This window comes from Mesorhizobium sp. NPDC059054 (genome assembly GCF_042739215.1).
Taxonomy (GTDB): domain Bacteria; phylum Pseudomonadota; class Alphaproteobacteria; order Rhizobiales; family Rhizobiaceae; genus Mesorhizobium.
In genome coordinates, this window is the sequence record NZ_JBHYHV010000001.1 from 726,063 (window position 1) to 740,691 (window position 14,629).

15 protein-coding genes are annotated in these 14,629 nt (G+C 60.9%); 13 read left to right on the forward strand and 2 right to left on the reverse strand.

Features of this window, described 5'->3' with window-relative positions; translation table 11 throughout:
• Positions 1-37 precede the first annotated feature (37 nt).
• From lepB to ACFWXH_RS03450, 4 genes are all read left to right on the forward strand, one after another.
• Positions 38-787, forward strand: a complete 750-nt coding sequence (gene lepB, locus ACFWXH_RS03435; protein WP_379117530.1) for a signal peptidase I — start codon at positions 38-40, stop codon at positions 785-787.
• 3 nt (positions 788-790) lie between these two features.
• Positions 791-1,519, forward strand: coding sequence for a ribonuclease III (rnc, locus tag ACFWXH_RS03440; RefSeq protein ID WP_379117532.1), 729 nt, complete (start codon positions 791-793; stop codon positions 1,517-1,519).
• Positions 1,516-2,430, forward strand: coding sequence for a GTPase Era (gene era / locus ACFWXH_RS03445; protein ID WP_379117534.1), 915 nt, complete (start codon positions 1,516-1,518; stop codon positions 2,428-2,430). The genes rnc and era overlap by 4 nt, the downstream gene beginning before the upstream one ends.
• 102 nt (positions 2,431-2,532) lie before the next feature.
• Positions 2,533-3,258 carry a hypothetical protein gene (locus ACFWXH_RS03450; protein WP_379117536.1) on the forward strand — a complete coding sequence of 242 codons (726 nt, stop codon included), beginning with the start codon at positions 2,533-2,535 and terminating at the stop codon, positions 3,256-3,258.
• Positions 3,259-3,332: 74 nt separating this feature from the next.
• Here ACFWXH_RS03450 and ACFWXH_RS03455 read toward each other — a convergent pair whose 3' ends face one another.
• Entirely contained in the window at positions 3,333-3,602 is a 270-nt protein-coding gene (locus ACFWXH_RS03455) for a hypothetical protein (RefSeq protein ID WP_379117538.1), read from the reverse strand.
• Between ACFWXH_RS03455 and ACFWXH_RS03460 the strand changes: the two genes are divergently transcribed.
• The 7 genes from ACFWXH_RS03460 to ACFWXH_RS03490 all read left to right on the forward strand — a co-directional run bounded on the left by ACFWXH_RS03460 (position 3,595) and on the right by ACFWXH_RS03490 (position 11,296).
• Entirely contained in the window at positions 3,595-4,740 is a 1,146-nt protein-coding gene (locus ACFWXH_RS03460) for a porin (RefSeq protein ID WP_379117540.1), read from the forward strand. The genes ACFWXH_RS03455 and ACFWXH_RS03460 overlap by 8 nt on opposite strands.
• Before the next feature lie 124 nt (positions 4,741-4,864).
• Positions 4,865-5,626 carry a DNA repair protein RecO gene (recO, locus tag ACFWXH_RS03465; protein WP_379117542.1) on the forward strand — a complete coding sequence of 254 codons (762 nt, stop codon included), beginning with the start codon at positions 4,865-4,867 and terminating at the stop codon, positions 5,624-5,626.
• Positions 5,623-6,141 carry a PaaI family thioesterase gene (locus ACFWXH_RS03470; protein ID WP_379117544.1) on the forward strand — a complete coding sequence of 173 codons (519 nt, stop codon included), beginning with the start codon at positions 5,623-5,625 and terminating at the stop codon, positions 6,139-6,141. The genes recO and ACFWXH_RS03470 overlap by 4 nt, the downstream gene beginning before the upstream one ends.
• A 45-nt stretch (positions 6,142-6,186) precedes the next feature.
• A complete protein-coding gene (locus ACFWXH_RS03475) occupies positions 6,187-8,916 on the forward strand; it encodes a DUF2339 domain-containing protein (protein ID WP_379117546.1) in 2,730 nt (909 codons plus the stop codon).
• Between the two features lie 239 nt (positions 8,917-9,155).
• Positions 9,156-9,779, forward strand: coding sequence for an outer membrane protein (locus tag ACFWXH_RS03480; RefSeq protein ID WP_379117548.1), 624 nt, complete (start codon positions 9,156-9,158; stop codon positions 9,777-9,779).
• Positions 9,780-9,989: 210 nt separating this feature from the next.
• On the forward strand, positions 9,990-10,508 hold the full coding sequence (locus tag ACFWXH_RS03485; protein WP_054308786.1) for an RNA polymerase sigma factor: 519 nt from the start codon (positions 9,990-9,992) through the stop codon (positions 10,506-10,508).
• Entirely contained in the window at positions 10,505-11,296 is a 792-nt protein-coding gene (locus tag ACFWXH_RS03490; protein WP_379117551.1) for an anti-sigma factor family protein, read from the forward strand. Before ACFWXH_RS03485 ends, ACFWXH_RS03490 begins: the two co-directional genes overlap by 4 nt.
• Before the next feature lie 23 nt (positions 11,297-11,319).
• Here the strand turns inward: ACFWXH_RS03490 and ACFWXH_RS03495 are convergent, their stop codons facing one another.
• Entirely contained in the window at positions 11,320-11,721 is a 402-nt protein-coding gene (locus ACFWXH_RS03495) for a hypothetical protein (RefSeq protein WP_379117553.1), read from the reverse strand.
• Positions 11,722-11,982: 261 nt separating this feature from the next.
• On the opposite strand from ACFWXH_RS03495, the gene ACFWXH_RS03500 reads away from it, so the two are divergent.
• Positions 11,983-13,089 carry a peptidase C39 family protein gene (locus tag ACFWXH_RS03500; protein WP_379117555.1) on the forward strand — a complete coding sequence of 369 codons (1,107 nt, stop codon included), beginning with the start codon at positions 11,983-11,985 and terminating at the stop codon, positions 13,087-13,089.
• Positions 13,086-14,549, forward strand: coding sequence for a RimK family protein (locus tag ACFWXH_RS03505; RefSeq protein WP_379117557.1), 1,464 nt, complete (start codon positions 13,086-13,088; stop codon positions 14,547-14,549). Before ACFWXH_RS03500 ends, ACFWXH_RS03505 begins: the two co-directional genes overlap by 4 nt.
• Positions 14,550-14,629 lie beyond the last annotated feature (80 nt).

Consider the following 14,629-nt stretch of genomic DNA (forward strand, 5'->3'; position numbering starts at 1 on the left):
CGTCCCAGTGGATGCGCGGCGTTCTAGTGAGGATGAGATGAGCGTGGCTGATAAACCCGAGAAGAAAAGCGGCGGACTTGGCGAGACCGTGAGCGTTATCGTGCAAGCTCTGCTTCTGGCGCTTGTCATTCGCACATTGTTCTTCCAGCCATTTTCGATCCCGTCCGGTTCAATGCGGCCAACACTGCTGGAAGGCGACTATCTCTTCGTTACCAAATGGGCCTACGGCTATTCGCGCTACTCGTTGCCATTCGGGCCGAACCTGTTCTCGGGCCGTATCTGGGGTTCGGAACCAAACCGCGGTGACGTGGCCGTCTTCAAGTTCCCGCCGGATCCATCCGTCGACTACATCAAGCGTGTTGTCGGTCTGCCAGGCGACAGGATCCAGATGAAGGGCGGCCAGCTCTTCATCAACGGCGTTGGTGTGCCGCGTACCAAGGTTGGCCAGATCGACAACCCGGATATCACCGAGCAGAACAGGCCTGTGGACGTCTATCGCGAGACACTGCCGAACGGCGTGAGTTACGACACGCTCGATCTGACGCCAAACGGCATTGGCGATGACACGCGCGAGTTCATCGTTCCGGAAGGCCACTATTTCATGATGGGTGACAACCGCGACAATTCCAGCGACAGCCGCTTCAGCGTCGGTTATGTGCCCGCGGACAATCTCGTCGGCCGCGCCAACATCATCTTCTTCTCGATCGCTGGTGGCGCCAGCCCGCTCGAGATATGGAAATGGCCGTCCGAGATGCGCCCGTCGCGTCTCCTCACATTCGTTCACTAGCCGATGACCGCGCCCAAGCGGTTGGCTCCCGAGGCGTTGGCCGCCGTTCTGGAAAGCCGCACCGGTCACAGTTTCCGCGATCCGCAGCGTCTGCAGCGCGCGCTGACCCACGCCAGTGCGCGCGGCAGCCATGCAGGGGTCGACTACGAACGCTTCGAATTTCTCGGCGATCGGGTGCTTGGCCTCGCTGTCGCGGATATGCTTCTGGCTGATTTCCCGAACGCGCCGGAAGGCGAGCTTTCGGTGCGGCTGAATGCATTGGTCAACGCCGAAACACTGGCACAGATCGCCGATGAGATCGGATTGGCAGATTTGATCCGCGCGGGCAGCGAAGTGCGCAACCTGGCCGAGCGCAAGCGGGTCAACCTGCGTGCCGATGCGCTGGAATCGCTGATCGCCGTCATCTATCTCGACGACGGTCTCGACGCTGCCAAGCGTTTTATCCATACCTACTGGAAGCCGCGCGCCAAGGCGGTTGGCGCAGCAAGGCGGGACCCGAAGACCGAGCTGCAGGAATGGGCGCATCAGGCAGCCGCTGCTACCCCGGAATACCGGATCGACAGCCGGCAAGGGCCGGATCATGATCCGCTCTTCACCGTAACTGTCAGCGTTGCTTCCAAGGAACCGGCTAGCGGGACTGGCCGCTCCAAACGTGAAGCAGAACAGGCTGCCGCTACGGCACTGCTGCTACGGGAAGGGGTGTGGGCCGCCGAAGGAGACAATGTGCGATGACGACTGATATGAGCGGAGAGAAAACGCGCTCTGGTTTTGTCGCGCTGATCGGTGCGCCCAATGCCGGCAAGTCGACGCTGATCAATCAGCTTGTCGGCACCAAAGTGTCTATCGTTACCCACAAAGTCCAGACAACCCGCGCCCTCGTACGCGGTATTGCCACTCATGGAACCGCACAGATCGTGCTGGTCGACACGCCCGGCATCTTCAAGCCGAAGCGGCGGCTTGACACCGCGATGGTCACTACCGCCTGGGGTGGAGCCAAGGATGCGGATCTGGTTCTGGTGCTGATCGACGCCGAACGCGGCATCAGGGGGGACGCCGACGTCATCCTCGACAAGCTGGCCGATGTGCGCCAGCCGAAGGTCCTGGTGTTGAACAAGGTCGACCGCGTGAAACCCGAGACGCTGCTGACATTGACGAAAGCCGCCAACGAACGGGTTGCGTTCGAGCGCACCTTCATGGTTTCGGCGCTGACCGGGTCCGGCTGCAAGGACCTGCTCGATTATCTGGCAGAGGTTTTGCCGGCTGGCCCCTGGTTTTACCCGGAAGATCAGATTTCCGACTTGCCGATGCGCCAGCTCGCCGCCGAGATCACGCGCGAGAAACTCTACCTGCGCCTGCATCAGGAATTGCCCTATTCCTCCCACGTGGAAACCGAAAAATGGGAGGAGAAGAAGGATGGTTCGGTGCGGATCGAACAGGTGATCTATGTCGAACGCGACAGCCAGAAGAAGATCGTTCTCGGCCACAAGGGCGAGACCATCCGCGCGATAGGCGAGGCCGCACGCAAGGAAATCGGCGAGATCCTCGAGCAGAAGACGCATCTCTTCCTGTTCGTGAAAGTACGCGAAAACTGGGGCGATGATCCCGAACGCTACCGCGAGATGGGGTTGGATTTTCCGCATTGATCGGGTCTGTCCGCCCGTCGCGCATCTGTCATATGTCGCAAATATAGCCGTCTGCGTCCCGGTGCCGGCCATCGTGCGCGGGGCAGTGGCGGATTGATGCGAATGAATGAATTGACCGGCGCGACGAGTGGTGCTGCACGATCCGAACTGGAGCGTCTTGCAGCGGCCGAGCTGGAACGCGTCTTGCGCAACAGCGCTGGCGGCGAGGAGGCTGTCCGCCTGGCTGCGGCGGTTGGCGGCAGCATAGCCGCGGCCATCGTCAATCTCGCGCCGCGCCAACGCCGAGTGCTTGGGCCGGCGTTGAAGGATCCTTCGAAGCTTGCAGCAAAAATACTCAAGCTCTTGCTCGTGGACGCCGCTCAGACGCTGGAAACGGCTGTATCGGTGCCCGGTTTCGATTCGACAGCATCTCCAACCGAATCCGATTTTGGGCTTTCAGCGCAGCGCAATGGCCTGGCTTCCGTCCTGATCGAAGAATGGGCCGGGCAGGTGGCCGGTTCGACCCATCTTGAGGAGGCGCTGCGTATCCCGCGCTCGACCCTGCACCGCTGGCAGCGGCGTGGCGAAGTAATCGCATTGCGCACAGGCGGCAGGAAACATGTTTTCCCGCTTGCCCAGTTTGTTGATGGCCGGCCGGTGTCCGGGATTCGTGAAGTGCTCGCGCTGATCGGTCATCCGAGAGCGACCTGGTCATGGCTCGTGCAGGCGAGATCGGAGTTCGACGGCGAGGCCCCGATCGCACTGCTGATCAAGGACCGCGCGCAAGATGTCATCCGTGCTGCCGAAGCCTTTTCTGCGAGGGTGGACAAACCCGTCCACGCCGGCTGACCGCAGATTTTTCAGCGTTTCGATCTGATGATTTTGTTAGCCGCATAAATTGTCATCGGCAAACAATCGAACTTTTATGACAGTTTTCTGTCGATGTGTCGTTTGTGCCAAAACTCATTTAAAATCAATGATTTAGTGGCAAATATACAACAAGCCGGAGTCAAGTTCTCCTCCTTGGTATTGTGCGCTGCAATATTCGTTGAAAGCGAAAATTCGATGCGTATTGTCCCGGCTGAAAGGGGCGCTCGGGCGTCGTCTTTCAAGTGGCGGTTGGTGGCAATGGCCCTCAGCCAGAAATCTGAAAACATATTCTTGAAATTGACTGGAGAGGTCAAAATGAACATCAAGAGCCTCCTTCTCGGCTCGGCTGCGGCTCTGCTCGCAGTTTCCGGCGCTCGCGCCGCCGACGCTGTTGTGGTCGCCGAGCCAGAACCTGCTGAATACGTCAAGATCTGCGACGTCTACGGTGCCGGCTATTTCTATATCCCGGGCACCGAGACTTGCCTGCGCGTTGGCGGCTACATTCGCTACGATGCCGGCTTCGGCGACCGCGGCTCGCTCGATGGCTCGACGGCCACCGACCGTCTCGACGGCGACCAGCAGGATACCTACTACAAGAACGCACGTTTCGCGCTCAGGACCTGGACCGGCCAGGAAACCGAGCTCGGCACCCTGAAGACCTTCACCGAAACCCGTTTCCAGTTCGGCAACACCAACACCAACGGCGACGCCGTGAACAAGTCGGTTTCGCTGAACTTCGCCTGGATCCAGCTCGGTGGTCTGCGCGTCGGTAAGGACGAAACGGCATTCGATTCGTTCATCGGCTACGCCGGCAACGTCATCCAGGACACGCTGATTCCCTACGGCGGCAAGGACACCAACCTGATCAGCTACACCTTCGAGGCCGGCAACGGTTTCTCGGCGATCGTGTCGCTGGAACAGGGTTCGGGCAGCTATTCGCGTGTCAGGCGCGTGGGTGACACCTGGCTCTCGGACAACAACACCATCGACAGCTACGTCCCGCATGTGGTTGGCGGTCTGAAGTACAAGGGCGACTGGGGTTCGGTCACCGGCGTCGCCGCCTACAACAGCGCCTACGAAGAATGGGCCGGCAAGGTCCGCCTCGACGTGAACGCGACCAGCGAACTCACCCTCTTCGTCATGGCTGGTTATGGCTCAGACGACAACATCGACCGCAACCAGTACAAGCCTTGGGGCGGCAACTGGGCTGTCTGGGGCGGCGGTACCTACAAGTTCGACTCCAAGACCAAGTTCAATGCTCAGGTTTCGTATGACGACAACCGTACCCTCGCTCTCGCGGCCAACGTTGCCTACGAGATCGTTCCGGGCTTCGTGATCACGCCTGAAGTGAACTTCGTTCACGAGGGCAGGTTCGGCAAGGCTGACTATCTCGGCAGCTGGACCCGCGCCGACTCGAAGAACAGCGTCGGCGGCATCGTCCGCTTCCAGCGCAACTTCTAATCGACCTCCAGTCGATTTCTGCGGCCCGCGGCATTCGCCGCGGGCCGTTTGTTTTGGCGGGAGGCTTTGTCAGCCTTTCCGCCTCCTTCTTGATTTCGCGGCCGAAGCCGTCAAATCTCCCGCCATGGAATGGCGCGACGAGGGAATCATACTCGGCACCCGCAAGCATGGCGAAACCAGCGCCATCCTCGAGGTGATGACGCGCGCGCATGGCCGGCATCTCGGCTTGGTGCGCGGCGGTCGCGCGCGCAAGATGCAGCCGGTGCTGCAGGCCGGCAACCGGGTCGATCTGATCTGGCACGCCCGGCTCGACGAGCATCTCGGAACCTTTCAGGCTGAAGCCATCGAAATGAATGCCGCGCGGCTGATGGACAGCGCTGTCGCCGTCTACGGCCTGCAGCTGTTGGCGGCGAATCTCCGGCTTCTGCCGGAGCGCGATCCACACGATGCGCTCTATGAAACGCTTTCGCTCATCATAGCGCATCTGGAGGATGCCGAGGTTGCCGGCGGGCTGGTTGCGCGATTTGAACTCATGATCCTTGATGAACTGGGTTTCGGTCTCGACCTTTCCGAATGTGCCGCGACCGGAACGAAAGAGAACCTGGCCTATGTCTCGCCGAAGTCGGGCAGGGCGGTTTCGCGTGAAGCTGGTGCGCCCTGGCACGACAAGATGCTGGCGCTACCCACTTTCCTGCAGCGCGGCGCCGGGCTGAGCGCGGATCTTGTCGCGGTTGAGCAGGCTTTTCGGCTGACGTCGTTCTTTTTCGCCCGCCATGTCTATGAACCGCGTGGTGTCGAACCGCCCGATGCCCGCTCCGGCTTCATCGCCGCTTTGCGGAAGCATCACGCTGTTCATAGCACCTCCAAGGGAGATACCGCCGCATGAGTGCCGTTGAACTCTATCCCGGCCGGATTTCGCCCATGGGCGTTGGTACCATTCCGCACGCCGACATGCTGACCTATACGGGGCTTGAGTTGCTGCAGCGTGTCATCGACGGTCGCTATCCGGCGCCGCCTATGGCCTACCAACTGAGTTTTGCACTCACCGAGGCGGAGGAGGGGCGCGTCGTCTTTCGCGGCATGCCCAACGAAAAGCACCTCAACCCGATGGGCGGAGTCCATGGCGGCTGGGCGGCGACCTTGCTCGATTCGGCGCTCGGCTGCGTGGTGCAGACTTTGCTTGCCAAAGGCGAGGCTTACGCGACGGCGGAATTCAAGGTCAATCTCATGCGCCCGATTACGCCGAACACCGGCGAGGTGGTATGCGAGGGCAAGATCATGCACAAGGGCCGTACACTGGCCGTATCGGAAGCGACCATGAAGGACAGCGCCGGCAGGCTGCTGGCCTTCGGTACCGAGACCTGTTCGATCTTTTCGGTGGCCAATCTGGCTGCCCGATAGGCGTATTCGAGCGACAGGATAACGCGGCCTCAGGGGGATGCCACGGTGGATATTTTCAGCATTGTCGGTTTTGTCGTGCTGCTTGTCATCGTGGCTCGCCAGCGTTCACAGCTTGCCAAGATTGAGCGCGAGCTCGGCGAGCTGCGCAAGCTGGTTGTGCCGGGGAATGCAGAATCTGCGTTGAAACCGGCCGAGACGCTTGCGGCTGAGCCATCGCCATTGACCTCGAGTGAGGCTTTGCTCGAGGGCAGGCCGGACGGTGGTCCTCAGACCTCCGAACCGGAAGATGTGCAGGAAAGTGCGGCATCTGGTCCGTGGGGAAGCCCAGCTGCAATTCGGGACGAGGAAACGGTTTCCGAGCCGACGGGAGAAGACGGCGCCGCGAACCCGGAAGAACAGACAAAGAAACCGGACATCGAAACTGCGCTCGGCACACGCTGGGCAGTATGGGTCGGTGGCGTCGCACTCGCCTTGGGCGGCCTTTTTCTGGTGCGTTACAGCATCGAGGCGGGCATATTCGGGCCGGGTGTGCGGCTCGCGATGGCAGCAATCCTTGGCCTTGTTCTGACCGGCGGCGGCGAATTCATCCGCCGCACCGGCTTCAAGGTGCCGATAGAAGGCGCCGCAGGTGCCTTTATCCCGGCGATTCTCACTGCGGCCGGTGCCTTCACACTGTTCGGCACCGTCTATGCCGCACATGGCATCTACGGCTTCATCGGCCCTGCGGCGGCTTTCATACTGCTTGGATTGATCGGCATCGCGACGATCGCTGCCGCACTCGTACATGGCCAGGCGCTTGCCGGCATCGGACTGCTCGGCGCCTTGGCGACGCCGATATTGGTCTCCTCCCAATCGCCCAACCCATGGGCTCTTTTTGGCTATCTGGCGATCGTTCTGGCTGCGACTGGCTTCATTGCGCGCGTCCGCCGGTGGTCGCTGCTGATGGCGGCCGCCTTTGCCGGTGTCGGTTTGTGGATCGTGCTCTATATGGTCGAAGCGCCGATGCCCGGCTTCGGTGTCCTCGTCTTTATCAACGTTGTTGTGCTGGCGGTTCTTGGTTTCGTCTGGCTGGGCACGGAGCCGGGCCCATCCGAGGCGCGAGTGGGCTTCGACCTGACCTCGATCGCTCCCGCGATCTTCGTCGCTGCGGCAACGTTGCTGTTGTTCGCCGAGCCTCGTTTCGCCGAAATCGGTGGCGCCTGGCCGGCAGCCATTATCGTCGCGGCGATGATCGGCACGGCTCTGTTTCGACCGCGGGCCTTGCCCGTTCTTTATGGCGCTGCGCTGGCGACTGTCTTTGCCTATCTCAAGATCACGCCATTGGCTGAGACGTCCATCGGCCTTTCGGGTTATGCGACGGTCGACACCGTGCCTGTAACCGTCGTGGCCGATGCGACGATGATCCGCATTGGCGTCGTGCTTGGTCTGCTGTTCTTAGGTGCGGGCCTGTGGAGCGCCAGGCGGCATGTCGCATCAAGCCTCGCCCAATCAGCCTCCTGGACGGCATGGACTGCAGCCGTGCCCCTCGCGATCATGCTGTCGCTTTGGGTGACGTTCGGCGATATCGACCGGGACTTCGTCTACGCGGCAGTCACTTTGCTGTTGCTGGCTGTTCTGGTGGCCGGCGGCGAATGGATCGCGCGGGCCGAAGAGCCTCCACACACCGGTGGTTTGGCTGTTTCCTTTGCATTGGCTGGCGCGGGGCTCGCTGCCGTTCTGATGCTGCACATGGCCTTCGGCTCGGGCCTGACCACCGTTCTGTTGGGCGCGGCGGCCGTCGTGCCAGCCTTGGCCACACGCTGGCGCAGCTATCCTGTTCTTGGTTGGATCGCGGCTGGTGCGGTCGTGGCCGTTCTTGCCCGCATCGCCTTCGATCCGACCATCGTCGGTGCGGAGTTTCTGTCCCGGACCCCAGTCTTCAACGGGCTGTTGCCTGGCTATGGCGTGCCGGCAGTCGCGTTCGGGTTTGCCGCGTGGCAACTGGCGCGCACCACCAATGGCCGTCCACGCCTTGTCATGGAAGCCGGAGCCGCGCTGTTTGCCTTGCTTGGCGTTGCCATGCTGGTCCGTCATGCCATGCATGGCGGCGTTATCGACGACGGTCCGGTCTCGCTCGCCGAACAGGCGATCTACACGTTGATAGCCCTCGGCGCCGGCGCCATTCTGATCAGCATCGACATGCGCTCGCCGAGTTCGGTTCTGCGCTATGGCTCGCTGATCGTGGGTGTCGTGTCGGCGCTCACCATCGTCAGCCAACACTTTGTCATCCTCAATCCGCTGTTCACCGACGAATCAACTGGCCGGATCCCGGTCTTCAATCTGCTTTTCCTGGCTTATCTATTGCCGGCCGCCGCGGCGGGAGCACTAGCTTACTATGCACGCGGCAAACGCCCGAAGTGGTATTCCTCCATGCTTGCCTTGATGGGGGCTTTGCTCGCTTTCGCCTATGCGACCCTCTCGGTGCGACGCTCCTTCAAGGGCGAGTTCATCGCCCTGTGGAGCGGCATGGAACAGGTCGAGACCTACAGCTATTCGGCGCTGTGGTTGTTGCTCGGCGTCGTGCTGCTGGTGGTCGGTGTTCGCTTCAGCTCGTATGTGCTGCGCATCGCTTCGGCGGCGTTGATCGCGATCGCCGTGCTGAAGGTCTTCCTGTTCGACATGTCGGAACTCGAAGGCGTGCTGCGTGCGCTCTCCTTCATCGGCCTTGGCGCCGTGCTCATCGGCATTGGCCTGTTTTACCAGCGACTGCTGTCGCGCGCGCCTAAACAGGGTTGACCAAATTCAGAAATGCTTAAGGAATCTTACTGAAAGATTACCCATAAATATTTGTTTTCGCTAAATTTTGCGCAATGTTGGCGTAATCCATGCCAGCCATTGTCTCCATGCAACCAGCGCGCTGGTGCACGGGGTCCGGCCGGCGGATTGCTTCCCCAGTCGCCGACCGGCCGTCAGCCCCGTCAACGGGCTGCGGAGCTAAATGCTCCGCAGCTCATTCATTTTCGGAGCTAAACACCATGTCCAAGCGAAATCTGTTTCTCGTCATGTTCGCTGGCCTTGCACCTTTCGCCATGCCGGTCATGGCGGCCGATTTCGTATCGGACCGGGCCTATTCGGACCCGGCCTACAATTGGTCGGGCAGCTATGTCGGCGGCCAGTTGGGTACGTCATCCTCGGGCTTTCCCAACCCGTTCTCCAGCAAGAGCGGCTGGCAGTTCGGTGGCCAGGTTGGCACCAACTTCCAGAGTGGTGCGTTCGTCTACGGTGCAGAACTTGACGGCTCTTACTCCAAGGGAACCAAGCACAGGCTGGACGATGGTGCCGAGCTGAAGCGCACCTGGACCGGTGCCGCCAAGGTTCGCGCCGGCGTCTCCTTCGACAAGACGCTGGTCTATGGCGCCGCCGGCTATTCGATGACCAAGGTCAAGCCGGGCGGCACCGTCGCTTCGGGAGACAAGTGGGAAGGTGGCTACCTGCTCGGCGGTGGTATCGAGCAGGCATTTGCTGGCAACATCTCGGCCAAGGTCGAATACAACTATGTGAACTATGGTGACGTCGACTATACGTTGCGCAACGGCTCCAAGCGCTCGGACGATCTGAAGAGCCACACCGTCAAGATGGGGGTCAATTACCGCTTCTGATATCGCCTGGCATTCGGTCTCTTCAACGCCGCTGGCTCCACGGGCCGGCGGCGTCATTTTTTGCAATCCTCGCAATTGGCTCGGGAATAATCCCTAAGTTGGCTTCGTTCTGCTCTTGAAGGCAACAAGCGGGTATGGCGCGGCTTGCGCTAGCCGGCGAAGGCGCGTTCAATCGCCGGGGCAACGGGAAAGATTGGCGAACCGCCACCCATGGACGACAGGAAGGCTGCGATCCTCGGCGAGATCCCGCGCTTGCGCCGCTACGCGCGTGCGCTTCTGCGCGATCGCGATTCCGCGGACGACCTCGTCCAGGATTGTCTCGAGCGTGCTCTGGCCAGGCTGGATAACTGGCAAACCGGCGAAAGCCCGAGGAAATGGCTGTTCACGATCATGCACCACCTTTTCATCGACCAGATGCGCAAGGTGAGCCGCCGCGGCGAAATGGCGATGCTGCCATTGGATGGCGATGAGGCGCTGGCGGTTCCTTCGGTCCAGGTCGAAAACATTGCCTCCCGGGAAATCCTCGATGCCTTGCAGGCGATCGCTCCCGAGCGTCGGGCGGCGATCGTGACCGTTGCCATCGAAGGCTTCTCTTATGCCGAGGCGGCCAATATTCTGGGCATCCCCGCAGGCACGCTGATGTCACGGATTTCGCGCGGCCGGGAGGATTTGCGGGCTCTGCTCGATGACCGTGCGCGGCGCCGTTCGCTGAAAGTGGTCGAGAAATGACCGCGCGCGACTTCACCGAACGGGACATCCATCTGGCACTCGACGGCGAGCTGCCCGACGAGGAGCGCGCCGCTTTCGAGGCGTGGCTCGAGGCCAACCCGGAGATGAAGGCCAGGAACAACCGTTTCGGTACCGATCGGGAAGCACTGCGCCTCGCCTTGGCAGATGCTCTTGATGAGCCGGTTCCGGCGCGTTTCACCAAGCTGGTTGTCGGCGATCCCGGCACGCGAATGCTGCAACGTTCCCGCTGGTGGCAGGCTGCTGCGGCTGCGGTTCTATTGGCGACAGGCGCTGCTGGCGGTTACGTCGCCGGCACGCGCGGCATTGGCACGGAAGATGCTGTGGCGGACAGGTTCGCCGAGGAAGCCGTTGCAGCTTACGTCGTCTATGCAGCCGAGAAGCGTCATGCCGTCGAGGTGCCGGCCTCGGATGAGGAGCATATGCGCAATTGGTTATCAGCGCGGATCGGTTTGAAGCTGGTAACGCCGGATCTGACCGCCGACGGGTTCCAATTGGTCGGAGGCAGACTGCTGCCGGCAGGCGCGGGCAAGGCGGCGATGTTGCTCTATGAAGATGCCGAGGGCAATCGCATCTCGCTCTTCGTGACTTCGGAATCAGGTAGCTATGCCAAAGGCACCTACGCCGAAAAGAACCGCCCGACCGCGGTGTACTGGCTCGACAAGGGGTATGGTTGCGCTGTTGTCGGCGCGCTGCCGCAGGAACGGCTTGCTATCGTGGCTCGCAATGCCTACCGCCAGTTGATCGAAGGTACGGAAAGCAAGGTTTGAGCGAGTCCGTCGGTCGTTCGAGCTTATCGACAGGCTTGGAGATCACGCTCCAGTTGCACTTGTTCCCCAACGGCTGCGGCGATATTGGCGACAATCAGCGCACCGACCAGCGTACAGAAGACTGCGAAGACCAGGTTCAGTCGGTTGCGAAAATAGCAGCCATTCACAATCGCCCCGGCGCTGTAGATCAGCAGGGTGGGGATCGCGAACAGAAAGACCGAGATCGGCCCGTCGCAATCGAGTGCATCCACTCCCCAGGCTTTGTATTCGTTCGCCGGCATCGTCACGGCAGCCAATGCACCCGGAATGGCGGCAACCAGAATGGCAACGCCGAACCATCCGAGCCATTTCGGCCAGGGGCGGGAGGGGGAATGTCGACCGCTGCTGATCATGGCCTTTGGTTGCATAGCTGCAGCCGACAGCAAAGTCCGGTCCTAGGATTTTCCTGTTTGGCATACTGAGCGATCGAGCGCGTACCTGTCCTGGATGGACGGCCGAATTCCGCTTTCTGTCGAGCCGCATCCAGAAAAAGGAACTATTCGACGTCTTGGCAAGCAGGTCGAATCGGTCACAATTCAGCCGAAATCGAAGCGCGAAACGCTGGCCATGCGTCGGCTTTCCTGTCGGCGTGATCGACGTTTCGATAGGCTCTTTTCCTGCCACGTACCGAGGTTTTTCAAGCCTTCATGCCTGCCGAAGTCCGCACGGCCCGCACCTCCGACGTCGATGTTCTCGCCGCCATCGAAAACGCCGTCTTTGCAACTGACCGCATATCGCGCCGATCCTTCCGCCAACTCATCGAACGGGAAACCGCCGAGACGCTGATCGCTGAAAGCGATGGCAAGATCGCAGGCTATGCGATCATCCTGTTTCGCAAGGGCAGCCGCGTGGCACGGCTCTATTCGCTGGCTACCAGCCCCGATTTCGGCGGGTTAGGCATCGGTCGCCTGCTGCTGGAAGCAGCGGAGGACACCGCCTTCGAGCACGATCGCATGATGCTGCGTCTGGAAGTGCGCGAGGACAATTCGCGCGCCATCCGCATCTATGAACAGGCGGGTTATCGCAAGATCGGTCGCGAAAGTGACTACTACGAGGATGGCGCGGCGGCGTTGCGCTACGAAAAGATGCTGCGTGGCCATCTGCAGGTGGCAACTTCCGTGCCGTTTTACGAGCAGACCTGCGATTTCACCTGTGGTCCTTGCTGTCTGATGATGACGATGGCTCATTTCGACACCGGCTTTCGGCCCGATCCGGTGATGGAAGTGCGGCTGTGGCGCGAAGCGACCACCGTCTTCATGATGTCGGGTCCCGGCGGCTGCGAGCCGTTCGGGCTGGCGGTGGCGGCTTATGAATACGGGCTTTCAGCCGAGATTTTCGTCTCGTTCGACGGGCCGCTCTTTCTGCAGTCGGTGCGCAGCGCCGAGAAGCGCCGGGTCATGGAACTGGCGCAGATCGATTTCCAGCGCCGTGCCAGGGAATACGGCATTCCGGTGCAGTACAACGCGTTTTCCATCGACGATGTCCGCGCGGCGATCGCCGCCGGCAGGTTGGTCGTGGTCCTGATCAGCGGCTTCCTGATGTTCGGCAAGAAGGTCCCTCACTGGGTTCTAGCCATTGGCGACGACGGCGATCATATCCTCATCCACGACCCATGGGTCGAAGACGAGCGGGAAGAAACGCAGGCGGACGCCGCCAACATTCCGGTGCCCTACGACATCTTCATTTCCATGGCGCAGTTCGGCCGCGACGGACTGCGGGCCGCCATCATTCTTGGAGCGCGCGAGAAACAATGACCTGGGTCATCCTCACCGGCAGGCAGAACGATCTCGACCAGGTGGCGACGCCGCACAAGGTTATCACCAACCGGGACTATCTGGCCCATCCGGCCCTGTTCCGCGGCCAGCGCCCGAAGGTCATCAACCTCTCCAACCGCTATGACTATCAGAGCCGCGGCTACTACGCCTCGCTGCTGGCAAGCTCACGCGGCCACAAGGTCATCCCAACCGTCGAGACTATGATCGATCTCTCCGAGCGCAAGCTCTATGAGCATGCGCTGCCGGAGCTGGAATTGGCATTGAACAAGTGCCGCAAGGATCTCGGCGGCGCCTTCCCGGCCAAGGTACACATCTTCTTCGGCATCGGTCCCGGCAAGGCTTGGGATCGCTTTGCCAAACTTCTTTTCGATTGGTTTCGCGCGCCGGCACTGGAGGTAGCGATAACCGACGCGGGCGAGTGGGCGACGATCCGCAAGATAGGCTTCTACCCGTTGGCGCGTATGACGGAAGAGGAGGAAAAACGCTTCCTTGAATGCCTCGATGTCTACACCGGCCGCGAATGGCGCGACAGCAAGGCACGCACTCCGGCACGCTACACTTTCGCAACGCTCGTCGATCCGCATGAGCAACTGCCGCCCTCGGCGATCTCTTCGCTGCGCTATTGGGCCCGCATCGCCGAAAAGATGGGCGTCGAGGTCGAGCCGATCACAAAGAAAGATCTGGCCAAGGTCGCCAACTACGACGCGCTGTTCATCCGCGAGACGACCTCGATTTCCAACCACACCTACCGCTTCGCGCGCCGTGCCCAGCAGGAAGGCATGCCGGTGATCGACGATCCGCTGTCGATGATCCGCTGCACCAACAAGGTCTATCTGAACGAGTTGATGGCCTTCAACGACGTGCCGGTGCCGCCCACCGTGATGATCGCGGGCCAGTCTGACCTGGAGGTGGCTGCCGACACGCTTGGTTTTCCGCTGGTCCTCAAAATACCCGACAGCGCGTTCTCGCGTGGCGTCAAGAAATGCAAGGATTTCGGTGAGTTGAAGAAGCTGGCGACGGACTGGCTGGAGGATTCCGACCTGCTCGTCGCGCAGAAGTTCATCCCGACCGACTATGACTGGCGCATTGGTGTGCTGGGCGGCGAGCCGCTGTTTGCCGTGCAATATCTGATGGCCAAGCAGCACTGGCAGATTGTCAACCATGACCGTGCCGGCAAGCCTGACGAAGGCGGTTTCAGGACTTTCACCTTGAAGGATGCGCCGACCCACGCGGTGCAGACGGCAGTCAAGGCGGCTCGGTGCATCGGCGACGGCCTTTATGGCGTCGACTTGAAGGAAACGAAGGATGGCGTCTTCGTCATCGAGGTCAACGACAACCCGAATCTCGACCATGGCTGCGAAGATACCGGCGAGAAAGACGAAGTCTGGGTGCGGCTGACCCAGTGGTTCCTTGACCGACTGGAACGGCAGGGACGCTAGAACGGTACGCCATTGGGTTGAAACGGCGTTCTGCTCTATCTCCTTGTTTTGTCACATGATCTTGTCCGAAAAGTCTGCAA